Below are 24,221 nucleotides of genomic sequence, written 5' to 3'. Positions count from 1 at the left end.
ACCCAGTGTCGCGGGGTGGAGCAGCCCGGTAGCTCGTCAGGCTCATAACCTGAAGGTCACAGGTTCAAATCCTGTCCCCGCAACCAACTTTACTTGTCGCACCCCGGTAGCATCCGCTCCCGGGGTGTTTTTGCGCCCACGCTCCTGGCTGATCGTCAGCATGGCCGCCAGATCGCCGGCCATCTCAACCCGCAGCACGCCGCCCACCGGCGTCAGCACGATCCGCTCGATGAGGCTGCGAATGATCTCCTGTGCCTGTGTGCGGCTCGCCTCGCAGCTGTAGGCGGCAAGCAGGTCCTCCACCTTCTCGCGGTACACCTGCGCCAGCTTCGGATGGAACAGGGCGGGGACGGACGGTTCGGCAGCCTCGGCGACCATACCCTCCAGCGTGGTCTTGCGGCGGCCGAGCCGGTTGAGCTCGTCACGCACCAACGTTGCATCCACCCCGTTCAGGATGGCGTTGGTCACCCGCTGGATTCTGGCCTCGACGCCCTTGAGTTCCTGGCGGTGCGCCGCGCCGTCGCGGTCGCGCTCACGGGCCAGCCGGTTACTCTCAGCCACATACTCCGCAACGAACGCCTCGATAACGTCGGGCCGAAGCATGTCGTCCTTCAGCGCCGCGAGCATCTGCTCCTCGAGCTCGCCGATGCGGATCGTAAGATTGTTGCTGCACCCGGCCTCGCCGTAGTTGCTGCGCGCGTGGCAGCCCGAGCGCAGCTTGCCGACCTTGCCGTAGTTCGAGCCGCACACGCCACATTTGACCTTGCCGGTCAGCAGGTATTTTGGGCGCTGCCTGGCCCAGAACGGCGTTACCTCGGGGCCGTGCGGGCAGGTGGTCTGTTCCTGACGAGCTTTCACCTTTGTCCAGAGCTCGTCGCTCACGATGCGCAGGTGCGGTGCCTCGGCGGTCTTCTTAACGCCCTCAGAGGTTGCGAAGGCGTGGCGCTTGCCCGTCTCCGGGTCCTTCCGGAACGTTTGCCGTTGGTGCTCGGGTCGACCGACATAGGCCTGGTTGTTGAGAATGCCGGTCCCCCGCTTCTTGTTGCCGTTGATGGTCGAGGCCGACCATTTCCCGCCGCGCGGACCCGGCACGCCGCGGCGGTAAAGGTCTGCGGCGATGTCCTTGGCCGAGCGTCCGGCGGCATATTGGTCGCAGATCCACACGATGGTTTCCGCCTCGATCGGGTTCACCTTCAAGTGACCGGGGATGCGGTCGCCGCGCGTGTCGAGCTGGAAGTCGAGGTCGTAGCCGTAGGCGCGCCCGCCGGCATTCAGGCCCTTCATGTGACGGTCAGCGAGCGCATCGCGGGTCTTGCGCGACGTCGCCGAGATCTGCTCGGCATTCATCGTGCCCTTCATGCCGACGTGCAGCCGCGTGATCTCGCCCTCGGCCACAGTCGCCAGCCGAATGCCGAGGAATTGCAGCCGCTCGTAAACCTTGGCGGTATGCGATTGCCCGCGCGACACGCGGTCGAGTTCGTCGGCCAACACGACATCGACCTCGCGGCGCTCGCACGCGGCGAGCAGTGCCTGGATCCCGGGACGATTTAGCGTCGCGCCCGAAATCGCCTCGTCCGCCCACGCGCCGACCTCCTGCCAGCCTGCCTTCGCGACATACGCCCGCATATTGCCGTTCTGGACCGCGATGGTCTCAGGCTTTTGCATATCGGTCGAGTAGCGGGCGTAGAGCGCGACCCTCGTCATTTCACTTCTCTATCGCTGCGAGAGTTGCCGCCAAGATGAGTCCGCGCGAGATCGCGCGCAAGCAGTCTGGCGAGCGCCAGTGCTGCGGCGTGACGTGCCGATTCGGGAGTGTGTGGCGGTGGCGCGGGGTGGGGATGGTGTTCCATCCACCAGCCCACAGGACAAAAGCATCGCCCAACCCACGCGCGTGGGGGCAAAAAGAGTGCAACCGGTAGCCGCTTCCGGCTGCCGGTCGCTTGGTTTCAGATACCCATGTCGGCGTTCACCGCGCGGCTCGCCACCAGACTCAGTTTTTTCACCGGCGGGGTCCACGTCGTGCGGTCGAGCAGCACCCGCCCGCCGTCGGTGTGGCGGCGACCCAGGCGGACCATATCCTCGTCGCTAAAATCACGATCGTGGCCGTCCACCCGGTAGCGGGCGATCAGACGGCCCTCCGGTCCGCGGAACGCATGCGTCTCGGCAATCGTCATCGCGCCAGCGGTTTCGTATCCGGGGGCGCTAACCCGCACACGCTCGCCGGGATGCGCAACCTGCGACTCAAGGGCCGCGAGTTCGTCCGGCTCGAAGCCGGCACGCCCGCGTTTGCCGAAATAGATGACCGGCGGTGCCGGCTGCGTGTAGCGGGCGCGATAGTCCTGCAGTGCCGACGTTGCCTCGGCGAGCGCGACGCGACTGGAAGCTTCACGCGCCTGCCGCTCCGCCCAGCTTGCCGCGCCCGCAGCCGTCTCGCCTTGCGGGTGGACGAAGCCACGGGCGGCCGCGCGCTGCTCGGCCATGCGACCACTGGCCGCGACATTGCCCTCGACCAGCGAGTCGTTGAAGCGGTGCAGATCGGCATCGAGCTTTGTGCCGCGATCCAGCGACACAGCACGGCGCGCGGCGTCGCGCACCTGCTCGTGCAGAGCCTGTGGGCGCAGGTGCGGCTCGTCGCGAGCGCTCAGATGTGAAAGGCCGCAGTCTTCCAACGTCCGTATGGCGCGTTGCCGGGCTACGCTGCCGGCCGAGGCGCTGCCGGCCGCCGCAAGACGATCGCTCGTAACCGCCCAGTCGATAAGGATCATGCGGGCGCTGTCGACGATGGTCGCGGCGTACTCCTCCCCGGTTGCCATTGCATCGAAGTGGCGACCGGCAGCGCTCGCGAGGATCTCATGTTCCTCGCGCCAACCGCGGTCGCTAAGCTCCTTACACATGTACCGGCTCGTCAGGTTGACGGTCTGCTCCTGCCAGTTGTTCGCGCGGCTCCGTGACGTCTTCATCCTGTCCAGCCGGCACAGCATGGACTCACCGGCAGCGGTCAGATATTCGTACGTCCCCGGCTCGAGCACGCGCTCGAAGTTCCGTTGCGGAAAGACCCTCGCCAACGCCTCCTGGTCTGCCGCTTCGGCGCAGCGCCACCATTCGCCATCCGAGTAAGGCGAGGGAGCGACGATGCAGCCGGCTTTCACGTCTTTGGCGCGCGCGGTGAGGGCGCGGCCAGCAGCGGAGCTGCTCTCCGGCAGGCCTTCCAGCTTGGCAAGGTCGCGGTCGAGTTGCGTGTTCCCGTCGAACATCGCTCGCAGCATTACTGCTGCCTCGACACTGAAGCGGGTCTGGCTGCCTCTCGGGCTGTTAGTCGTGCTGCGCAGCAGGTGCGGCACGCCAAGCGAGATGGCGATGCTGTGCGCGAGGTCGGCGCTTTCGACGGAGACCGGAAAATCGGGGTCGTCGCGCTCCTCCTCAACCCTCATGCACCACGCCGCCAGCACCATGCGTGCGCCATCCAGTGTGGTAGCGGCGTGCACCACGCCATTGTCGATCTCGCACGCGATATCCTTGGCAATGCGCCCCAGCAGTCGATAATCGATGCAGTCGTCATACAGCGCGTCGTCAAAGGTGTTGCACAGATAGGCAAAGGCCAAGCCCGACGCCTTCTTCATCAGCTTCGCCGACGTCGTCGGCTCGGGCTGGTCGGCCTTGTTCTCGAAAGTATCCATCATTCGTCTCCGCTCTTCTACGGAGCCTGACCCGGCACATGCTGACGATTGATGGATTGATGCTCCGTCTTCTCCTTGGCGGGCGCACGTTCATCGCGTCGAGCCCGGGTCTCGTAGCTCCAGTTCGTCGTCGAGCGGAAAAGGATCGCGCAACCCACGCGCGTGGGGCAAAAAATCTGTCGAAAAATGACGTGATGAATTCCCTTAGGGTCAGGACTCGTTGATCACAGCCAAAAGATGACGGTGGCGGCGAGGACGATGGCGGCGAAAAAGGCAGTGGGGCAGCGATCGTAGCGGGTGGCGACGCGTCGCCAGTCTTTAAAGCGGCCGAACATGATCTCGATGCGGCTGCGGCGCCGGTAGCGGCGCTTGTCGTATTTGACCGGCTCGTTGCGTGATCGCCGGGCCGGGATGCAGGGCTGAATGCCCTTTGCTTGGAGAGCGTCCCTGAACCAATCCGCGTCGTAGCTGCGATCGCCGAGCAGCCACTGCGCTTTTGGCAGTTCGTCCAGTAGCGCTGCCGCGCCGGTGTAGTCACTTGCCCGGCCGTGATGAAGAAGCTCAACGGGCGGCCGTTCGCGTCGGCGACGGCGTGTAGCTTGGTGTTCATGCCGCCTTTGGTGCGCCCGATCAGGCGGCCGAGATCCCCTTGTTAACCCGCAAGCTCGATGCCGTGCGGTGCGCCTTCAGGTAGGTCGCGTCGATCATGACGGTCTTTGGTTCGGCATCGCCTGCAGCCAGCCCCTCCATCATGCGCGTGAACACGCCACGCTCGCCCCAACGCTTCCACCGGTTGTACAGCGTCTTGTGAGGACCGTAGGCGCTGGGTGCATCTCGCCAGCGCAGCCCATTGCGGTTGACGAAGACGATGCCGCTCAGCACCCGTTGGTAGTCCACCCGAGGCTTGCCGTGGCTCTTGGGGAAGAACGGTCGCAGCCGCTCCATCTGATCGTCCGTTAGCCAAAACAGGTCGTTCATCCCAGTCTCCTTGCGGAGCCTGAATCAGATCGCGACGCTCACATCAATGGGTCCTGACCTTAGCTGAAGGTCTGCATTTGGTGGAAAGCGGAATGGCCGCTTTCGGGCGGCGGTTTCGAGTAAGCGGACGTTCGTTCAGGCGGCGGGGCAGGGGGGCTTCGGACGCCCGCCGGTGGGTGGAAAGCCGCCGTCCTTTTTAAGGTGGCGATCGCGAGAGAGCGGACGTTCCTTCATGCGGCAAGGTAGGGGGCTTTAGCGCCCGCCGATGATGAAAGGCGGCCTACTTGGTTTCGGGCAGCCGCAGCCAGCAAAGCGGACCTTCGTTCAGGCGGCGGACCAGGGGGTGGCTCGGCCACTTTTCGGTTGTCGACAGCTAATCTAATGTATCTGCGTGACGACCTTGAAGTTTGTTCGGGCGGCGGGACAAAGCCGCATGCCGTCAAACAATCGGGTTTGCTGCAGTGACAGCTGTGGTGCCACGGCGCATTAGGTAGGACGGCATAATTGGAGCGGCAACGTCCATCTTCCCGGAGCGCTTACTTCGGCATGCCGCATGCGGCATGCGCTCGCGGCGTCGGCAGCCAGCATCGTTTAGCGGCATGCAGAACGCCTCGGTGTTGCATTTATATTACGCGGTCGACCTCTTTTGAAATGTAACAATATGTGTCCTTGCATGATACAGATCGTTGCGGTCTTTTGCGATGCAGCAGCTTAGCTGACATAATGCGAAGGGGCAGCACGATGATGAACGCGAGCAACGTCGGTAATGCCGTCATGAAGCGACGCCGGACAAAGCGTATGGCTTTGATGGGAAGCGTTGCAATCTTTCTTGGTAGCTCAGGCGCGCTAGCGCAGACCGACCCCGCCGCTGCCCCGCCGGCAGCGACGGCAAGCGATCCGGCACAGGCCGAGGCGCCTGCTACGCCAGTTGCTGCAAGCGAAGACGACAAAACGATCATCGTCACCGGCTCACGTATCAGGCGCACGGCGGCCGATCTTGACCAGCCCGCCGAGGTGCTCGGCTCCGCTGAAATCGCGCAGCGCGGGTACACCGATCTTGGCCGTGCATTGCAGGAATTGCCTGCGTTTGGCGTTCCAGCCAATAGCCAGATCGGCTCACAAGGCTCCTACAACGCAGGGGCGAGTTTCGCCAATCTCTACAATCTTGGCTCACAGCGCACGCTGAGCCTGGTCAATGGACAGCGTTTCGTCTCCTCGGCCTCGTCGTCGATCTTCGGCGCAGTGGCAGGGAGCCCGGTCGATCTCAATTCCATCCCGACAACGCTGATCGACCGAGTCGAGACGCTGTCAGTAGGCGGCGCTCCGATCTACGGCTCAGATGCGATTGCTGGTACTGTCAACATCATCCTCAAGAAGAATTACCAGGGCCTGCACCTGGATGCGCAGACCGGTATCGCGCAGAAGGGTGATGCCGCAGAGCAGCAGGTTTCGCTGTTGGCGGGTAGGAACTTCGCCGAAGATCGCGGCAATGTTACCCTGTCGGTTCAGTATAACCATCAGGATGGGCTGCCGACCTCTGCTCGCTACTACACGGGTGGCAACAAGCCCTTTTTTGGAACCGCGCTGGCCGGTTCGGACAACGTATACTCGTTGTACCAAGGTGGACTGCACTATAACGAGTTCACCAATACCGGCATGCCGCTGTTCGCCGACAGCTATCCAACGCTCTCCGGAAAGCCGTATGCGGGGATCACCAACGCTGCCGGTCAGACGCTTTATTTCAACAACAGCGGTCAGCTTGCGGTCTTCAATCCTGGTCAGACCACCGGTAGCCAGCTCTATGGCGCTGGCGGCGACGGATTCGCGATCGGCGATTACGAAAATTTGATCACCCGAAGTGATCGGGTGCAGGCGACCTTGCTAGCGCACTATGATTTTTCTGATCATATCCGCCTTTCGGCGGAGGGCTGGTACGGCCACACCTCGGCGAGCAATATCAGCGCACAGCCTTTCTATAATACCGCGCTGTTCGCTAATGCCGGCGAGACCAACGGCAATCTCATCCTAAGCACCGCCAATCCGTATCTAAGTGCCGCGGATCGCGCGACCATCGTCAGCAACCTAGTCGCGAACGGTCAGGATCCGAGCACCTTCTATCTTGCGCGCGCCAATACGGATCTCGCGACTGGCGCTTTCACTACCACCACAGATTTGTATCGTGTTGTAGGCGATCTCGCCGGCGACTTCACCATCGGCAGCCATAATTTCAACTGGGACGTCAGTGGCACCTATGGTCGCGTACGGTCCACTAGCCGGTCGCGCGAAGTCGTAACGCAGAATTACTATAACGCGCTGAACGCGGTGACCGATGCGAGCGGTAATATCGTCTGCGCTACGGGCTATGCCAACGCCACTATCCCAACGTTCAGCAGCACCTGTGCGCCGCTAAACGTTTTCGGCGTCAACCAGGCAAGTCAGGCTGCGCTCGACTATATCAGCGCCGATGCGCGCAGCACGCAGCTAAACCAGCAGTATGACATCATCGCCTCTCTGGGCGGTGACATCGTCAGGCTGCCGGCTGGCGCCGTGAAGTTCTCCCTGGGATATGAGCATCGATACGAAAGCGTGAACTTCGATCCCGGCGCCTTCGCTTATGGCGAAGAAAACGGCGACGGGACGCGAACACAATATGGCAACTCGATCCCGATCGACCCGGTGCGCGGCTCATATCACACCAATGAAGGTTTCGGCGAACTCAGCATCCCGTTGGTCGCACCGGCAATGCACGTGCCGCTGATCTACAATTTGAGCCTGCAAGGCTCTGCGCGTTACGTCGACAATAGCATCGTCAACCGCGGCTTCTGGGCCTACAGCGGTGGTGGCGTATACGCCCCAACGCGTGACATCAGCTTCCGTGGCAATTACACGCGCTCGTTCCGCTCGCCAGCGATCACCGAGGCTTATGCGCCGACCGGATCGGTATTCAACACCGCAAATGATCCTTGTGACGCCCGTTATTTGACTGCCGGTCCCAACCCGACTCGGCGCCAGGCAAATTGCGCCGCGGCAGGGCTGCCGTCCAATTTTAACTCGAACATCGTTGATTATACGGCGCAGGGTACGACCGGCGGCAATCCGAACTTGCAGAACGAAGTCGCCAACAGCTGGACAGCGGGCGGTGTGCTGACGCCACGCTGGTTGCCCGGTCTTACTGTTTCGGCGGACTATATCAAAATCGACATCAAGAACGAGATCGCGACGCTTGGCGCTGAGGACCTGCTCAACGCCTGCTACGACTCGGACGACTACCCCAACAACTCATTCTGTAGCACTTTTACTCGAGATGCATCGGGGCAGGTCACATCCTTCACGGGCGGGAACTATAATCTTGCGGTAGAAAAATTTAGGGCCGTGCAGGCAACGGTTGACTATCGCTTCCCACTTACCCGGCTTGGGCTGCCCGAAAGCGCTGGAGCGCTTGGCCTTGGCGCTAATTGGCTTCATACTGCCAAGCATTATTATCGGATCGGCAGCGGCGACCAGACCTATACGGTTGGAACGACCCAAGAGCCGACCGACAACGTTACCGCAAATCTAAACTACTACAACGGCGGTTTGAATTTCTTGTGGCAAACGCAATACTATGGTCCGACAAAGATCACGGTAAACGCTCCGCAGACGACCTACGAATACCCGAACGTTAAGCAATATTTCATGTTCAACACCTCAATCGGGTACACGCTCAACGACCGGTTCCGCGTTCGTCTTGTTGTTGATAATGTCCTCGATAAGACAGTGCCGTTCCCGTATGCGGTCAGCGCCACGCGCTATTACAGCGCTATAATTGGAAGGTACTTCCATCTGAACTTTGGGATTGATTTCTAATACTGCAGAATCGTTCGGTCAATAATGGCTGCGGTGCTTTTTTGAGACGCATCGCGAGTACCGCGGAGACAGTGTGAATGGCCGCATTTGGGCAGCGCCGGTAGGAAGCCGACGTTTGTTCAATCGGTGGAGTGGGGGGGGCTTTAACGCCCCCCGGTGGTGGAAACCGGCCCGTCCGCTTTTCGGCGGTGATCACGACATAGCGGCCATTCGTTCAGGTGGCGGGGGAGGGGCCTCAAATGCCCGTCGATGGTGAAATGTCGCCAGTCCGCTTTGGGATGGCGATCGCGAGAAGTGGACGTATTCATCCTTCGGGGCAGGGGGCCAAATGCCTGCCGGTGGTAGATAACGGCTCGTCCGCTTTCGGCTGGCGCCCGGCGCGATCGGACATTCGTTTAGTGGTAGGGCAAGTGGCTCGATCTTTTGCGCGTGACGAACGGCAGACCGACGGTTCCCGGCCGGCAATCATGAGAGGCGGAGGCTCAACTGAAGGTGGGGAGGGCGCCTGACTGGCCGTCTCGTATGTATCGCTAGTTGCACGTGGAAGCGGTGACTCCATTGACGGGATTGACGCCCGGATCAGAGGTATCGCGATTGTCGCGCACCATCATCGCAGCAATCTCATGCATCAAAGGTGGGGGCGCAAACCGCGCAGAGATAATCGGCTGATACTGGTAGGCTATCTCGACGAACATAGCTGGAGCACTCGATCCTGCTACGATGCGGGCATTGGCGGGTCCCATGCCCGTGACCGTCAAATTGCCCTTTCCGTCACCCTGTTTGCCATAGGTCGAGGGATAGGTGAGCATACCATAGCAGCGCTGCCAATGTAGGTACTGACCGCGCGGTTGGTCGGCGTCGACTTCTAAGCTCGTCAGGATCACCCGTCCATTGCGTGCTAGATTAAGCGGGCCGCTCTGCAACCCGGCACCGACGAAGAGGTCGTTGATCTGCTTTTCATCGATCTCTGTTTGCACCGAATTTTGCGTGCCGATGCGTGCCGCATTGTCTGAAATTTGCAGCGCTAGTTGGCTGATCTGCTGGCGAACGATGCAATAGTTGCCGAATTCGAGCAGCCACAGCGATCCTATGATCAGCAGCGGCAGGCACAGCGCGAATTCCATCAGCGCGAGGCCGCGCGTATCCTGCCTGATGTGCTTTAGGAGCATCGAAGATACGGTCATGAGCAGTATCCTGTAGGGGGATCGGCTTGCTGATCGTTCGGCTGATTGCGGATGAGTGTTTTAGCCGTCAGCACCGTCTGCGGTGCTGACGGAAGAAGGGCGGTCAGACCAAGGCGATTGTAGCTCGCCGTAGCAACCAACAAGACAACGTCGCGCGCGCCGCCTCTTCCGGTCACTGACCCGTCGGCGTCCCAGTTGCCATTCCGATTGCTGTCGACAAAGGCCTCTCCGTGGTCGCATCGACCGTCATGATCCGCATCGTTATATTCTTCGGCAGGATTTGCTGCGTTGCTGTAGTCATGATAGCTCTTAGCGACGAGGCTGACGTTGGCCGCTGGCATGATCTGGTGGACTGCGTCCGTGACGCTCGCGGTGATCGCATTAACCCTTACCGATGAACTCGCGCCCTCAAGACTGAGGTCGCGCGCGGCCTTCTGCAGAGATCCGACAAGCGCCGATCGAACGTACATGGTGTGGCATGTCTCAAGGCCACCGAGGAGCAGCAGAAGCAGTAGGGGCGTGACGATCGCGAACTCGACTAGGGTTGCTCCGCGCGTCGATCGAGCCAGTCGCTTTAGAAGCGGCATCGTCATCGGGTCAGCCTCAGTTGTGCGATCTTCGCCGCGATTTCAGCAAAGGTGTCGTTGAGCTGCTGGGTGTTGTTGGCCTGGAAAGCCCGCCCCGTCGATGCGCAATTCCTAAGCAGCGGGGTGAGGGTGGTGCCGAAGGCGATCACCCAGACGGTAATGCCCTTCTGGTTTTTGGCGATGCCGCAATATTTGGTCAGCCGGTCCTCGACGATCGTATTCTGATCGTTGTCGTTCGGTAGAGAGCCGGTATCGGTGCGGCGTCGGTCGAGCGCCGACAAGCCGTAGGCATCATAGTCCTGAATGTGCGATTCGGTATCACCGTCGGTCATAAAAATGATGTTGCGGGCGATCGAGCTGCCATCCGGAGCGGCGGTGTTCTCGCTGCCGAAGATGCCTTCCTTGGAGATCAGTCGAAGTCCCCAGAGGAAGCCGATGTCGTGATAGGTATCGCCGCGCGTCAGCAACGCGTTCAAGTACGATTGCACCACACTAGCGGTGAGGCCCGCTTCCTTGCTCTGCAGTTTGCGCGCCGCGCTAGGGCAGGCGGCGCGGCTAGTCGTGTAACTCGAAAGGAGGGTATAGCCCGCAGTCGTATTGACCGCGTTGACGTTCCAGCCTGTCGGCGTGCTGGTGTTATAGTTCGAGACCTGACGCGCGAAGACGAGCGCCGGGAGGAACGGGCGCCACTGCGTGTCAGGGTTGGACGGATCAGGTTTGCTGTCGACATCCATGTCCCAGGCTGTGCCGGTTTCGAAGGGCCGCAGTGTCTTCCGTTCCTCGATGCAGGCGTTCGATGCAGTCCAAGACACTTTCTGGTCGCTGCCGACGGTGTCTGTTCCAGACGGTGCGTTGACGTTAGCCATCGACACATTGGAGGCGCCTGCCATGAGTCCGGTGCTGGCCGAACCCTTGAATGTGGCTACGCTGTAGCTAACCGGGCGATACCAGAAATAGTTGTAGGTTGTATAAACTGGCTGGCCGGCGTTTGGATTATTAGAGACAGTCTGGGTCTGTTGCTGCTGTGTGCTGGCATAGCTATTCTTCGTGATGACGCATTGTCCACCACTGTTAACCGAAGCCGAATAGGTGTCGCCCCCATAGGTTCTGTAATTGGTTCGTGAGCGTGGAACCGCGGAGGCGGACGGGTCCCATGCAGAGCTGGAGGTATTGGTGCTGGTAGCTGTATTCGCGGGGGCCGTGCAGTTTTCAGGGTCACCATAGCTAGTGGATGTGGTTGGCGTGATCGAAGGAGACCAAGCCGAATAGCTTGTGGTCGTCGCTCCCTGCGTACCCGTCTGGGTTTGCTGTTGACGATCGAACTGGCGAGACTGATAGGTCCAATTGTCCACCATCCACTCGCGCCGCAAAAGCAACCCGACGTTGACTGTATTGGAATACGGCACAAAGCCATACCGGACTTGCGTACCGGCGATCTTCGCTTGCTCAAGCGTGTTGTAAAAATTGAGAACGGCATTGCGCAGTCCGGTGATCTTGTTAGCCGAGTCGCCAGGATTTGTGTCCGTCATCGAGCCGGTCGTATCAAGTACGAACATGACGTCGGTGTTGGGTAACTGTAGCTGCGCATCGCATTTGCTGACGAGATTGACCTGCCTGACGCCGAAGATCTGCATGATCGCCATCGGCACCGAAGTTGAAGCGGTACCGTGAACGACGACATTCGCATCAACGCTGGGCTGCGGGAATTGCGTGTTGAACGATCCGTATCGTCCCGGAGAAAAGTTGGCGTTGAAATAGGCCAGCGCCGTCGGATACGTCGTCGGTATGACGTTCGTACCCTGCATCGATTTGCGATAGGCGAGCACACCTGCGTCACAGCCTTGCTGCATTCGTGTCTTGATCAGGTAGATGCGACTTAAATCTAGCGCGCCGCCACCCATCGCCAGCAGCAATGACATGCCTAAAGCCGATAGGATCATGACATTGCCGCGTTCGTCCCGTGCGATACGGCCGAGCAGGTGTGATGACCAAAATGACATAGTGCCCCGCTGACCACCCGGGAGTTGCTCGGTGTGGCTCGAGACAGAACTAACCCATATTGGTTAATAATCAGGCCATATCGGCGTGACCTTGATCATACGACGAGGCGCTGGTCCGCTTCACGAATTGTTGCTCTTGTGGGAAGCGGCCGGGCCGCTTTCGGGCGGCAAGTGCCAGAACCGGACGATTGTTCAGGTGATAGGGCAGGGGGCTCGAACGTCCATGCGTGGTAGTAAGCGGCCCGTCGACCACAAATAGGGTTGGGCGCTGCTTGGGGCCTCCTAGTGAACTGCGGTTCACCTGCTTCCGCCAACGAGTGGCCGAACAGGAGATTTGTCGCGAAGGAGCATCGAGCCGCAGCGATCATTTTCAAGTATCGACGCACACGTTCGAACGAAGAGGTTAAACTCCGCCAACGTCCAAGGATTGAAAGGCAACTCTTATGACGCCGCATCCCTCGGTCGATTAACCAACCCGCTGCCGTTCACGATCAGCGCCAATCCGATCGGCGTTCGCAGGCCGGCAGGAAGCGAGACTTCGAGAACGTCTTCCATCCGGCGAAAAGACAGCGCCGGGCCACCGGGTAGCGAGACGCGTTCCACGCTTCCTCGAGCGACCGGGTTCGAGCTGCCTAACAGCGTCATGCGGACGACTCCGTCGTCTGGCCAACCCAACACCAGCGCATGCAAGGCATTGCCCTTGCGGACATACCGGATGTCCTTGGCCGTATAGCTGCTATCCCGTCCACCTTCAGATAAGGCCCCGCTCCCAGGTCCGGTTGAACCTTCGGCGTGGATGCGCCAGGGCCGGCTGCCGTAGATCGCGTCACCGTAACGACGCATCCAAATACCAACCTCCTCGACGATCTCCCGCTCCTTTGCGTCGATCGTGCCGTCGCCACGAATTGGCACGCTGAGCATCAGATTACCGTTTTTTGAGACGACATCACAAAGCGTATGAATGACCTTTGCCGGGGTCTTGTAACGATCTTCACGGAGGTACTGCTCGCCGTAGAACCAGTTGCCGAGGCAGGTTTCCGTCTGCCACGGATATGGATCGATGAAGCTCTTCTGACCACGCTCCACAACGTCGACCAAGCCCATCCGTCGCTGGGGCGGCGTTTCCTTCGCGGTGCAGACACCTTCCAGGCGACCACCGTTGCGCTGCATGTTTTGATTGTAGAAGTAGGCTGCGATATCGAGACCGGCCTGCCCAAGCGGTAGATCGTGATTGTCAAAGTAGAGCATGTCGGGCTCATAGCGGTCGATCAGTTCGCGGCATCGAAGTAGCCAACGGCTGACGAAAGCCGGATCAGGCGAAGGCCCTTCGTTCCAGAGGCCATCGGTGGCAGCATGCCAAGCGTTGGCTTCGGCAAGGGAGCCGATGCCATCGGGCATCTGCATCGAGGCGCCACCGTAGAGGTGTTGCGGATCCAGCCCATTCCACCATGTGCCTCGACCATTTGCCAACGTGAGGCGTGCCGCATCGTAACGTTGGCCACGTCGAGGCCCTTCAGGGTCGTACCCATAAGCAGGCTGGTTCCAGTGCCAGGCATGCGCGGAGTGATTGGACACCGCAAAGCGCAGGCCGCGTTCCCGAGCTAACCCCGCCCATGTGCCGACGATATCCCTCTTCGGACCGATGCGTGTGGAATTCCATCCATGGTGGGATGAGGCGAAGCAGTCCAAATTGTCATGATGGTTCGCCAGCGCCATGAAGTAACGCGCGCCTGCGCGCTTGTAGAGGTCGAGTAATTCCGCCGGGTCCCAGCGCTCCGCCTTCCACGCGTTTTGGATTTCCATGAAGCCGCGGTCTGCAGGGTGGCCATAATGTTTTAGATGATGTTGGTATGAGGGATGGCCTTGCAGGTACATGTCACGGCCGTACCAGTCGTCACCGGCAGCAGGCACGGACGCCGCCCCCCAATGTGCCCATATTCCGAATTTGGCGTCCCGGAACCAGTCTGGCGCCGTGTAGCCAGACGTTAGCGATGCCCAATCGCCAGTGAAACTTCGAGGCGCCGGCACGTTCATTGGCCGCAACGCTGCATCGGCCGAAGGCGTCGCGCGGGGGTTAGAAACGGCACTGGCGGTTTGGCGAAATCCCAACGCGGCGCTTCCCGCCAACAGGGTACGGCGATCGATAGACGTCATTGTGTCTTCCTTAGCGCCTGCGCAATGGCGGCTGCGGCGATCGGCGTCATGCGCGCGTAGCCATTATCGAGAGGGTGGACGCCATCGTTCGTGTAGCGCGCCGCCATCAAGCCGCGCTTGTCGACTAGCGCGGCATAGTAGTCGGCAAAGGCATAACCACGCCGTGCGCAAAATGCCCTCAGCCATGCGTTAAGCACACGCAGCTCGGCTGGATTGCGCTCCTTGACAACGTTTCGCGCAGCTTCGGTGTAGTCGTTGACCGGCAGGAGGGCACCGAAAACGACTGCAATGCGGTGCTGATCGGCAAGATCAGCCATAGCTTCCCAATTCGCCTCGATCTGGTCCGGCCGCTCCTGCTGCAGGAAGCCTTGCACGTCATTGATGCCGGCGAGGATAACCACCACGGTAGGATGCAGCGCGATGACATCCTGATGGAATCGCAGAAGCATCTGCGAGGTCACCTGGCTACCGATGCCGCGGTTGATGTATCCCTTTCCCGGAAAGCTCGAAGCCAAATTCCAACGATCGGTGATAGAATCGCCGATAAAGACGACGCGTTGCTCGCCAGCATGCGGCGGTGGAAGCGCGGCATTGGCCTCGCGATAGATGTAGCGCTCGCCAAAGTCCTGCATCAGCACCGGGACTAGCTTAGCACGAAACGGCCCGAGCCACGGTCCCCAATCGCGCTCCGCCGCCGTGCGCCGCTCCGGTGAGCTTTTGTATGACGTTTCCGACGCTAGTGCCGGCAAGGCCGTGACTGCGTGCAGGCTGATCAATGCCGCTGTGGCGGTCTTAATACAGCTTAATTTCAACGACATGTTCGGAACGAACTTTCTCTCGATGTCGGCTGGCAAGCTCATGCTTCACGGTCTTTCGAATGATGCACCAATAAAAGCTCTTTTCATATTTCATAATGTCGTACATATGTCTATCGCGATTGCAGTGCTCCGTACCAGGGGCCGATGCTCAGGAGAGGGATGTGATGAAGAGATTGGTTGCCGCACGCCGTTTACGCCGCCTCCAGCTGGCGACCGGAGCCTCACTAGCTGCTGTGCTGATCGGCATGGCGACACCCGTATTCGCTCAGGCCACGTCTTCGACGCCTGTTGGAACACCAACCCAAGCAACGGACGCTGCGGCTCAGAGCGCCACCGTTTCTCCTAGCGGCGATCAGGGTGTCGCCGACCAGCAGGCTGGTAGCGGCGTGCCGGATGACGACATCGTCGTAACCGGCGTTCGCGCAAGCTTGCAGAGCGCACAGAACATCAAGCGCAACGCCGACCAGATCGTCGACTCGATCGTTGCCGAGGACATCGGCAAATTGCCCGATCGCAACGTCGCCGAAGCGTTGCAGCGTGTCACGGGCGTGCAGATCCAGCGCAGCTACGGCGAGGGCAGCTCTGTAGCGATCCGCGGCCTCAGCCAAGTCCGCACCGAGATCAATGGCCGGGACATCTTCACCGCAAGCGGCGGCCGATCGCTCAGCCTCGAGGATGTTCCTTCCGAGCTTCTCGCCGGCGTCGACGTCTACAAGAACCCGTCAGCTGAGTTGATTGAAGGGGGCATTGGTGGCCTGATCAACCTGCGCACGCGCAAGCCGTTCGACTTCGACGGCTTCAAGCTCTCCGCCTCGGGAGGGGTGAACTACTACGATCTGTACGGCGTCAGCAAACCCCAGGCCAATCTGCTCGTCTCCGATCGGTGGAACACCGGCATCGGAGAGATTGGCGTGCTGGTCGACGTCGCGTTCCAGCAGACGGCCTTCCGTCAGGATCAGATCTCGAGTCAGCCGTTCTACCTGCTCAACGAAGCACGCAACGCGGACGGCACTTTCGTGAACCCCGTTGATGCGGCGACAGCGGCGGGCTTGGGCCGGACGGGCAAGCCCACGTATCTGTCGCACGGAGTTGGCATCGGAGAATACCTGGGCGACCGACGGCGCTTGGGCGTCGACGTCGCCCTGCAATGGAAGCCTACGGACACGCTGCAATTCACGGGCGAGTACATCCGTTCTGACTACAAGTTCCGTTATGCTGACTACAGCTACTTCGCCTATACCGGCGATAATCCCATTACTCCGGACTTCACCAAGCCGTTCACCTATGACGAGGACGGCAACTTCCGCAGCGGAACCTTTGTTAACGTTCCGACCAACGCTAATACCAGTCTGGAAACCCGTCACTCGGTAACGAGCGACTACTCGCTGAACGCGAAGTGGACTCCTTCCGATCGCCTCACGATCAATGGCGATTTTCAATATATCCGCGGCACGACGGACGGACAGCGTTCGATCGTTATCCTCGGCTCGACCGCGGAAAGCTTGTTCCTGGCGACCGGTGACGGCGTCCCGACGATGCTGATTTCGCCGGACACCAACGCTGCGAATGGCAACGGCCTGACCACCGATCCCGCCAACTATGCTTCAGGTGCGGGCTATCTGGATCATATCGAGCACTCGGTAGGCACCGAGTACGCCGGGCGCCTTGATGCGAAGTACACCTTCGACGGCTTCCTGAAGTCGATTTCAGCCGGCCTCCGCTACACCGACCGATCGGCGGTGACGGACAGCAGCACCTACGCCTATTACGGTTTGACCCGCCCGCTTGCATCGTCGCTCTATGAACTGCGACCCTTCCGCGGCGAAGTGTATCGCGGCTACCAAGGTGTGCCGGATGGCGCGATCTTCTTCGATCGCAATATCGTTCTCGACTACGATGCCACGCGCGCGGCGCTTGCCCCATATGTTGATCCGTCGCAGACCCAGGCCCTCCTTAACGGCGTCGGTTATCAGCCGAGCGATCGCAATACCCAAAGCGAGAAGACGTATACCGCCTATGGCGTGGCACGATTCGGCACGAGCGACTTTGCCGTGCCGTTCGACGGGAACATCGGGCTTCGTGTCGTGAAGACGAAGGTCGGGACCTCGGGTTTCGAAAGCCGCTCGCCTCAGGTGCAGACCGGCGTTGATGCGACGACTGGTCAGCCGATCTTCGGCAATGGTCCGGTGTCATTCGTTCCTATCTCGGTCAACTCGGATTACACTAAGTTCCTGCCAAGCGTGAACCTCACTTTCCATCTTACCGACAAGCTGCAGCTTCGCTTGGCGGGGTCGAAAGCGCTCACCCGTCCTGATTTTACCCAGCTGAACCCGAACGTCTCGATCAACGAATTCGTGGCCACTGGCGGCCAGCGCGTAGCGACGTCAGGTAATGCGAATCTGAAGCCTCTGACGGCGACCCAATTCGATGCTTCGCTTGAATACTACTTCTCGCGAACTGGATCCCTGTACGCTGCCGGCTTTTACAAGAAGGTCGATGGCTTCATCGCCAACATAACGGGGTCTGAGAGCTATAGTTTCGGAAATAATACGTACACGTATCAGGTTACTCGGCCCGTCAACGGTGACAATGGTAAGATTAGGGGCTTTGAAATCGGCGCAAACAGTTTCTTCGACTTTTTGCCGGGTTGGCTCTCGGGGTTTGGAACACAGGCCAACTTCACCTTTGTCGACAGCAAGGCGCCAAGCCCGGGCGCAACCGACACGTCTGGAAACCGCCTGCTGGTTCCGCTCGAGCAATTGTCAAAGTACAGCTACAACTTGATCGGCTTCTACGATCGCGGGCCTTTGTCGGCACGTGCCGCCTACAATTGGCGAAGCAAGTATGTCGTAACGACGGCAGGAAACGGCAGTGGCAACCTCCCAATTTTTAACGCGGCGAGGGGCCAGCTCGATGCCTCGGTGACTTACACTGTAGCACCACATTTTGCGCTGACGGTGGACGGCACGAACCTGACCAACACCACAAACCGGACGTATTATGGCATTGCGAGCCGTCCTCAGTCTTACGTGTTGAACGATCGACGAATCAGCGTGATCGCACGCCTGACTTATTGACCGGGCTGTCTCCTCGGGTCGGGCGCTCACGTCCGACCCGAACCGGGCTATCGACTTCGCTGGAGTAAGCAGTTGCATTGCGCACCGAAAATGCATTGTTTATCGTTGATTGTAATTCTGTAGCGTCGCCTGCTGCTGTGTGGCCGGCAAACTCCTTTTATTGTGAGCTTTATTAAAGCTTGTATCGCGACTTATGATTGGGCAACCCCTCTACAAAGCGCCGGCTCTAACTAAGGGCCTAGAGATCTTGGAATTTTTATCGCTGGCCCGCGATGAGCTGAATGCGGAGGAAATATCGACCGGCCTAGGGCGATCAGTCGGTGAGATATACCGAATGCTACAGGTTCTCGAAGAGCTTGGTTATATATCAAGGAATGACAATAAATTTAGTATAACGAACCGCCTCCACGTCATAAGTATGGGGTGGTCTCCTATCCGCAACTTGGTAGCGGCTGCCCTTCCAATAATGCGTAATGTTTCTTCAATGTCCCGGCAGAGTTGTCACTTGGCGGTTGAATCGGGCGTAGAGATGGTCGTTATCGCGGGCGTAGAGGCGCCGGGCTTTTTCGGGTTTGCTGTGCGCCCTAGTTATCGGCAGCCGCTTCATCGCTCCTCGTCAGGCCGAATTCTGCTCGCATTCCAGTCTCTAGACGCACGGCAGCTGATGATTGACGAGATCCGTCAGTCGGGCCAACCGATTGATGATGATGCTCTGGGGAGAGAACTAAACAAAATCTCTCGAGAGGGAGGCAGTGTAACACCTAGCCCAATCTTTACTGGTATCACTGATCTTGCGGTCCCGATCTATATCGCAGGGCAGGTTTGCGCGGCGCTCACTGTTCCATTCATTGATGGACTTGGAGCGCACACAAACCTAGCCTCTGTACGGACACTGATATCATCTGCAGCGATGAACATATCTAATCAGGTAGGGTTGGCCGCCTCGAGTGGTGGGTCGGCGCCATGAATCTTGCCATCTTTGGCGGTACATGAGAGTTGTCGGGTCGAGATATTTCTTCCTAACATACAGGTGAGCCCCTTTCGTCTGGTGGGGGGGGGCGCACTTACTTTAACGGATTACTATTTACGAATGTGAATTATTCTACAATTCTGTTAGAAAGCGGCATGTCCGCCTTCCGGCGGTCGACCGCGATACTCGGCCGGTCGTTCATCCAGTGCCGCAGAGCGCCACGCGTGACCGCAGATGGCGGAAACGTTCGTCGAATTTAAAGTCATAAGGCGATGAACGAGCCGTTCGTTTAGCGTAGAATGGATGGCGGACCATGGCCATGGCGCGTGAGGGCGTGAGCGCCACGCTCGAGGCGGTGATCACGTCGGCGGTGAGGCTGATCGAGGGAGGAGAGGAGGCACGCGGGCCGATCACGCGCGCTCAGTGCGCCCGTCTCGTGCACGGCAGGAACAGGGCGCAGGAGCTGCTGGCCGGAACGGTGTAGCTTGGATCAGATATATGATGCCCGTCCGGCAAGCGTCCCAATGCCTCGGCAATGGGGCGTCGCTAAGACCATCTCCTGTTACCTTCGCTCGATCGCTCCCCGTAACGGAGGACCAGCAATCCCGTCATTTCGAAACCTAAATTTCCGGCCTGGAGTCGGCCGATCACCCTACGCGCGAGTACGGGTAGGCATTTCTGATATAGGCGTGAATGAATTGTCCCTTAGAAGGCGCAGCCATGAGCTGCGTGTGCAGGTCGCTTCCGACGTTGAAATACTGATACACTGCGCCGTTCAGAAACTGGACCTCAAGCGTGGCACTCGCCTCGTCATAGCCGATCGAGGCGACGTTTGATGATGCAACCAACTGACGATCCATTATGCTTCCTCTTCCGGTATCGGCAGGCGGTCAATGGCCTGCTCGGCTACGACTGCGGTCGTGCGCTGCGCGCCATGACGCCACCACGCGATCATAGCCCTCCGCCACTCGCCGCGTACGCCACGCGGCGCTTACCTCCGGGTCACAGCTCTTAGGGCGGCGGTCAGGCGCGGGAAGCGTGATGCGGCAGCGCACCGGCAGTCTTGCCGCTTCGCCCGCAATGATTGCTTCCCCGGTCCGCAGTACCGGAAGGAGATCCATCAGTCCCGACAAGTTGTCCGGCAACGCTCCCTTCACGCGCCCTCGATCGGATGGGTTCGTCAACCTAAGGGCGACTAGGGTACCGCACTGCGACAGCACCGTCTCGTCCACCTCGGAAGGTCGCTGCGATACAAGCATGGCGCCAACGCCATATTTGCGCCCCTCCTTGGCGATGCGTTTAACCACGTCAGCGGCGACGTTGCCACTCTCCGGGCTGACGTACCGGTGCGCTTCTTCCATCACGACCAGGAGAGGGCGGAGCACCCCGCCTTCAGTCTTCTCGCGGCTCCAGTAGAGCGCCTCGTACACGATCCGTAAGATGGACCCGATCAGCCTGACCAGCACCGAGCTGGGCACGCCGGAGAGGTCCAGGATGGTGATGGGTCTGTCGTGCCCGAGCCAGCCTTCCAGCAACGTGTCCAAGTCCTCGGGCGTGTTCCCAGCCAGATCGGGTTCCCAGGGGCCCGGATGCAGGATGAAATCGTACCGTCGATCGAGCAGGCGTGACCTGATCAAGTTGAGCTGTCGGCGAACACCCTTGGCGGACTGGTTGATGAACGGTCCCGCCGAGCCGAGCGCGTGTGGCGTGTACCGGGGTGCGGTTAGCGTCTGTGCGTCGCCCGGCGATTCCTGGCAGGGTTGGTCCCGCTGAGGGCCCGAAAAGGTGGTCACCTCGAAGTTGAGGAGGTCGTACCAGAGCTGTTTCAAAGAGAACGGCACCGGGCTGTCCACCGTCAGCGACTGAAGGTCGAGCCCAGGCAATGGCCCCGCTTGCAGGCGCGCTTCCTTCAGCTCCTGGATCTTGTCGGTAAACGCAACGAGGTGCGTGTCGCTTAGTCCGCCGGCGACAAACTCGAGAAGTTCACCGGCCTCGAGCGCCCAGTACGGCACGAAGAGGGGCTGCTCGCCAGGCTGGGGCGTTGCGCTGAACGTGCGCGCGACATCGCCCAATGCGGCCGAGTACTCGCCGTGAACATCGAGCAGTAAGTTTCGGGCGCCGCCCGAACCCTGCACTCCCGGCGGTGCGACGATCGATCGCAGCAAGCTCGACACCGTTGTCGACTTGCCCGAGCCAGTGGACCCCAAGATCGCGGAGTGACGCGTTACCAGCGCATCGAGCGCAAGCCTGACCGCGATATTCTCCGCGCTGGACAGGCTTCCAATGACCACCTGATCGTCATCCGCGCCGCCATAGATGCGGCGAAGGTCGCGCTCCGTCACGATGTGGACCGCATCTTCGATATTGGGATGCTGGCTTAGCCCACGTTCGAACCGCTCGCCGATGGCCTCGCCGGCTAGCTCCACCCGCATCCACCGGCCCGTATCCACATCGGGTCCGGATGTTCCGCCCGACACGCCCGCAGCCCCGACCTCCGCCACAACGCCGAAAAGGTCCTGATAGCCGAGCGGTATGCGGACGAAGCTCCCGACCTGACCCACGCGATAGGTATGGCCAGCGATCATCGCCAATCCGGAGGAAAGCGACTCCGACAATTTGACGGTGATCGAGGAACCGGAAACGGCGCTCACCCGGCCCAGTAAGTCGGATCGCTGCCGCTCATGCCGGAACGACCGGGGCTTGGGGAGCCGGATCAACGGCCAGCCCTCCTGACGCAAGGGGTGCTGGGTCGACCACATGGCTCAAGTCGGTCGAGTAAGATAGCGCACAGAAGCGGGAAAAGGCTGCGAAGTCGCCTAGGAGAAACACGGGCTCGGTGCTCCCCCAACGCGTACCCCAGAAACTGGCGCGAATCTCAGTCTAGTTCTTCGGTGGGTCTCCTGGCCGCCAGCGTCCCGCCACACCTCCGATCACCGCGGCGTCCGACGCGTACAACGACACGTTAGGGTGCTCGTACGCCAACTTGCAGGCAGGCTCTTCGGCCGCGAGAGACTGAAACTGGAACGCCATTAAGGCGGCGTTCGCGTTCATGGCGAGTGCTTCGTCCAGTACTGCGTTGATATGCGCGTCGCGGAACGAGAAGCCGATTGTAAGAAGAAGCGTATCCGGAGTGAGCAGGAACCTTTTCAGCCGCTCGAAAAGAGCCGAGTAGGGCTGCTTCTGGGTCAGGTCATATTTCAGATGATCGGGATAGACGAGTTCGCTGCATTCATTCCCGCCTGAGCGGACAACTACGCCATTCTCGACCCGCCAGCCAAGCGAGCCGTGCAGCTTCCAAAGCCGTGACCAGCGTGCCGGCAGGTCGTCTCCCGCCACCGTTACCGGATCGAAGAACGGCGCGTGCCCGCCGGTGAACCCATCGAAATACGGTGCCTTGGCGAGCTCGAACGCTTCCTCGAATAGGAGGTCGTAGTTCGTCGTGAACACCTCGACCGCGTGCGGCCGCTGCGTGCCGCTGATCCAGGCCACCAGTTCGTGGTAAGGCGTGCGCCCCTTCGGGAGCTTGGCGCCGACGATCTCGCCGATCGCGCTGCAAACCGTTCGGCCGAGTTCTTCATAACCGCTCGCCGTGAGCCCATGCACCGGTGTGTCGCCGATCGCGCTTTGGAGTAGCCGCACACGCGAAAGGATCGTCTCGATGTTACCGCCCCCCGGGCAATCCTGCCCGGATCGCCGCCGCGGCGACCGCGTGTTTGTCGGTCAGTTTGCCGATCGCACGTTCGGTCAGCTGTTCCACCCCGGGGATGAGTACCTTGCCATCGGGATCAAGGTCGCCCGCTGCATCGAAGCGAACCGAGAGCGGGGCGCCTGCCCCAATGAGGATGCCCACGCGCTTGCGTCCTTGCGAGAGCACCTGTCGCAAGTCGGCCATGAACCGGTCAGGGTTATGTATCGCGTCCAAGAGGCCCCCTCCGTTTGTTGCTCACCAACACGCCGTCAAACGATCTTAATCTCGCGCGCAAGTCGGATGCATCTGCACTATTTGTCTTTGTCCGCCTGTCCCGCGAGCCTCAGATGAGTCGCCGGTGGGCATGTCCTAAGTTCTGGCCATCCAGTCGGGGCAGCGCTCGGGGCTGCCCGCTTCACCTCCCTCCCTGAGATTGGAGCAGATGAAAAACAAAAAGTCATGAGCGGCGCTGCTCGCGTCCATGTCATGTGGAATGAGCTCGCTGGCACGTAGAGCCTCATCGGCGTTGCCGAACATACCGGTCGCCGAGACCTCGTGACGAAATCGATCCGCCTGACCTCCGCTGCTGACGTTGATTGCGTTCGCCAACAGGCAAGTCTGCACGATCCACAAGAACTGCTCCTGCTTGGTCATGACTCAACTTTCACTCTTCGGGGGCATGTTGGTCGGCTTGACGGTGTAAGTCACCTTCATCGAACTGCGGCAGCCATCGCAGGCGTAGTTGGAAGTGTCCCCATTGCCGCCGCCCGGTCGCTTGTCTTGCCCCTTGAATTGCATGAACGACTTTCGCCGTTGTCCGAAGCAGTTGGGGCATAGCCAATGCGGCGGTTCGCCGTTGCCCGCATCCGCTTTCGGCATATAGACGAAGGCTCCCCGGCCGGCATCGCGCAGCTCGTACCGGGCTTTCTCGACGCCCCAGTCCTGCATCTCGGTCAGTTCCTGCTCGAGTTGTCTGATGCGCGCGGCAGTAGCGGCTGCGGACCCCTGGACATTGATCAACGCTTGCTGAGCCTCAAGCAGATTGCCTTGAAGGGCGATCCGCACCTCGTTCAGCTTAGCCGCGGTTGCGGTGGCACTCAGTCCTTTGATAATATCGCTGGTGGCCTTTGAGCAGCCCCCACCGGGTGGTCCGGGTTTATCGTTAGTGCATTGTTGTCTCGGCCGCCATTGCCGGGCGTAGGTGGAGCGAAGCGGAACCGGAGGCCGGTAATGGCGGTGTTG

The 24,221-nt window shown here is 60.1% G+C and carries 16 protein-coding genes, 1 tRNA gene and 2 pseudogenes; 5 read left to right on the top strand and 14 right to left on the bottom strand.

Going from position 1 to position 24,221, the window contains the following annotated elements; all coding sequences use genetic code 11:
• Nucleotides 1-9: 9 nt before the first annotated feature.
• A tRNA-Met gene (locus BW41_RS15155) sits at nt 10-86 on the top strand.
• Here BW41_RS15155 and BW41_RS22085 read toward each other — a convergent pair.
• The 3 genes and pseudogenes from BW41_RS22085 to BW41_RS20695 form a co-directional block, all read right to left on the bottom strand.
• Entirely contained in the window at nt 43-1,665 is a 1,623-nt protein-coding gene (locus BW41_RS22085; protein ID WP_443027650.1) for a recombinase family protein, read from the bottom strand. The two genes, BW41_RS15155 and BW41_RS22085, sit on opposite strands and share 44 nt — an antisense overlap.
• Nucleotides 1,666-1,946: 281 nt before the next feature.
• Nucleotides 1,947-3,677 (bottom strand): hypothetical protein, encoded by a 1,731-nt coding sequence (locus BW41_RS15145; RefSeq protein WP_152542339.1) that lies wholly within the window; start codon nt 3,675-3,677, stop codon nt 1,947-1,949.
• A 224-nt stretch (nt 3,678-3,901) separates the two neighbouring features.
• A pseudogene (locus tag BW41_RS20695) lies at nt 3,902-4,655 on the bottom strand (IS5 family transposase).
• A gap of 741 nt (nt 4,656-5,396) precedes the next feature.
• Between BW41_RS20695 and BW41_RS15130 the strand changes: the two are divergent.
• Complete coding sequence (locus BW41_RS15130; RefSeq protein ID WP_161773137.1) at nt 5,397-8,501, top strand: TonB-dependent receptor domain-containing protein; 3,105 nt, start codon at nt 5,397-5,399, stop codon at nt 8,499-8,501.
• A gap of 530 nt (nt 8,502-9,031) precedes the next feature.
• On the opposite strand, the gene BW41_RS15125 is transcribed toward BW41_RS15130, so the two are convergent.
• From BW41_RS15125 to BW41_RS15110, 5 genes are all read right to left on the bottom strand, one after another.
• Nucleotides 9,032-9,685, bottom strand: a complete 654-nt coding sequence (locus tag BW41_RS15125) for a TadE/TadG family type IV pilus assembly protein (RefSeq protein WP_037535354.1) — start codon at nt 9,683-9,685, stop codon at nt 9,032-9,034.
• A complete protein-coding gene (locus tag BW41_RS20690) occupies nt 9,682-10,278 on the bottom strand; it encodes a TadE/TadG family type IV pilus assembly protein (protein WP_081793129.1) in 597 nt (198 codons plus the stop codon). The genes BW41_RS15125 and BW41_RS20690 overlap by 4 nt, the downstream gene beginning before the upstream one ends.
• Entirely contained in the window at nt 10,275-12,272 is a 1,998-nt protein-coding gene (locus tag BW41_RS20685) for a pilus assembly protein (protein WP_037535353.1), read from the bottom strand. The genes BW41_RS20690 and BW41_RS20685 overlap by 4 nt, the downstream gene beginning before the upstream one ends.
• Before the next feature lie 441 nt (nt 12,273-12,713).
• Nucleotides 12,714-14,426: an alpha-L-fucosidase gene (locus tag BW41_RS15115; RefSeq protein ID WP_037535352.1), complete on the bottom strand. Its 1,713-nt coding sequence runs from the start codon at nt 14,424-14,426 to the stop codon at nt 12,714-12,716.
• Nucleotides 14,423-15,286 carry a GDSL-type esterase/lipase family protein gene (locus BW41_RS15110; protein WP_235199788.1) on the bottom strand — a complete coding sequence of 288 codons (864 nt, stop codon included), beginning with the start codon at nt 15,284-15,286 and terminating at the stop codon, nt 14,423-14,425. The genes BW41_RS15115 and BW41_RS15110 overlap by 4 nt, the downstream gene beginning before the upstream one ends.
• 122 nt (nt 15,287-15,408) lie before the next feature.
• Between BW41_RS15110 and BW41_RS15105 the strand changes: the two genes are divergently transcribed.
• The 3 genes from BW41_RS15105 (at nt 15,409) to BW41_RS21295 (ending at nt 19,775) form a co-directional block, all read left to right on the top strand.
• Nucleotides 15,409-18,321 (top strand): TonB-dependent receptor, encoded by a 2,913-nt coding sequence (locus BW41_RS15105; protein ID WP_037535351.1) that lies wholly within the window; start codon nt 15,409-15,411, stop codon nt 18,319-18,321.
• A 193-nt stretch (nt 18,322-18,514) separates the two neighbouring features.
• Nucleotides 18,515-19,288 (top strand): IclR family transcriptional regulator, encoded by a 774-nt coding sequence (locus tag BW41_RS22080; RefSeq protein ID WP_081793128.1) that lies wholly within the window; start codon nt 18,515-18,517, stop codon nt 19,286-19,288.
• 316 nt (nt 19,289-19,604) lie between these two features.
• Nucleotides 19,605-19,775, top strand: a complete 171-nt coding sequence (locus tag BW41_RS21295) for a hypothetical protein (protein WP_153810808.1) — start codon at nt 19,605-19,607, stop codon at nt 19,773-19,775.
• Nucleotides 19,776-19,938: 163 nt separating this feature from the next.
• Here the strand turns inward: BW41_RS21295 and BW41_RS15100 are convergent, their stop codons facing one another.
• From BW41_RS15100 to BW41_RS20675, 6 genes and pseudogenes are all read right to left on the bottom strand, one after another.
• Entirely contained in the window at nt 19,939-20,151 is a 213-nt protein-coding gene (locus BW41_RS15100; RefSeq protein ID WP_037535350.1) for a KTSC domain-containing protein, read from the bottom strand.
• A gap of 30 nt (nt 20,152-20,181) precedes the next feature.
• Nucleotides 20,182-22,008 carry an ATP-binding protein gene (locus tag BW41_RS15095; protein ID WP_200870444.1) on the bottom strand — a complete coding sequence of 609 codons (1,827 nt, stop codon included), beginning with the start codon at nt 22,006-22,008 and terminating at the stop codon, nt 20,182-20,184.
• 163 nt (nt 22,009-22,171) lie between these two features.
• Nucleotides 22,172-22,894, bottom strand: a complete 723-nt coding sequence (locus BW41_RS21640; protein WP_200870443.1) for an SIR2 family protein — start codon at nt 22,892-22,894, stop codon at nt 22,172-22,174.
• A gap of 58 nt (nt 22,895-22,952) precedes the next feature.
• Nucleotides 22,953-23,183 carry a hypothetical protein gene (locus BW41_RS21635; protein WP_200870442.1) on the bottom strand — a complete coding sequence of 77 codons (231 nt, stop codon included), beginning with the start codon at nt 23,181-23,183 and terminating at the stop codon, nt 22,953-22,955.
• Nucleotides 23,184-23,348: 165 nt separating this feature from the next.
• Entirely contained in the window at nt 23,349-23,633 is a 285-nt protein-coding gene (locus BW41_RS15085; RefSeq protein ID WP_037535349.1) for a hypothetical protein, read from the bottom strand.
• 508 nt (nt 23,634-24,141) lie between these two features.
• Nucleotides 24,142-24,221: pseudogene (locus tag BW41_RS20675) on the bottom strand (integrase catalytic subunit); the annotation flags it as partial.

Source organism: Sphingomonas sp. RIT328 (assembly GCF_000632225.1).
GTDB classification, from domain to species: Bacteria; Pseudomonadota; Alphaproteobacteria; order Sphingomonadales; family Sphingomonadaceae; genus Sphingomonas; species Sphingomonas kyungheensis.
Note: the sequence above shows the minus strand (reverse complement) of the source record. Positions and strands in the feature narration are given on the sequence as shown.

Coding starts and splice junctions, on each gene's coding strand:
- BW41_RS22085 (WP_443027650.1), bottom strand. CDS start 1,665: ATGCAAAAGCCTGAGACCATCGCGGTCCAGAACGGCAATATGCGGGCG.
- BW41_RS15100 (WP_037535350.1), bottom strand. CDS start 20,151: ATGGATCGTCAGTTGGTTGCATCATCAAACGTCGCCTCGATCGGCTAT.
- BW41_RS15125 (WP_037535354.1), bottom strand. CDS start 9,685: ATGACCGTATCTTCGATGCTCCTAAAGCACATCAGGCAGGATACGCGC.
- BW41_RS21635 (WP_200870442.1), bottom strand. CDS start 23,183: ATGGCCGACTTGCGACAGGTGCTCTCGCAAGGACGCAAGCGCGTGGGC.
- BW41_RS15110 (WP_235199788.1), bottom strand. CDS start 15,286: ATGAGCTTGCCAGCCGACATCGAGAGAAAGTTCGTTCCGAACATGTCG.
- BW41_RS15085 (WP_037535349.1), bottom strand. CDS start 23,633: ATGACCAAGCAGGAGCAGTTCTTGTGGATCGTGCAGACTTGCCTGTTG.
- BW41_RS22080 (WP_081793128.1), top strand. CDS start 18,515: ATGATTGGGCAACCCCTCTACAAAGCGCCGGCTCTAACTAAGGGCCTA.
- BW41_RS21295 (WP_153810808.1), top strand. CDS start 19,605: ATGGCCATGGCGCGTGAGGGCGTGAGCGCCACGCTCGAGGCGGTGATC.
- BW41_RS15115 (WP_037535352.1), bottom strand. CDS start 14,426: ATGACGTCTATCGATCGCCGTACCCTGTTGGCGGGAAGCGCCGCGTTG.
- BW41_RS20690 (WP_081793129.1), bottom strand. CDS start 10,278: ATGACGATGCCGCTTCTAAAGCGACTGGCTCGATCGACGCGCGGAGCA.
- BW41_RS20685 (WP_037535353.1), bottom strand. CDS start 12,272: ATGTCATTTTGGTCATCACACCTGCTCGGCCGTATCGCACGGGACGAA.
- BW41_RS15105 (WP_037535351.1), top strand. CDS start 15,409: ATGAAGAGATTGGTTGCCGCACGCCGTTTACGCCGCCTCCAGCTGGCG.
- BW41_RS15130 (WP_161773137.1), top strand. CDS start 5,397: ATGATGAACGCGAGCAACGTCGGTAATGCCGTCATGAAGCGACGCCGG.
- BW41_RS15145 (WP_152542339.1), bottom strand. CDS start 3,677: ATGGATACTTTCGAGAACAAGGCCGACCAGCCCGAGCCGACGACGTCG.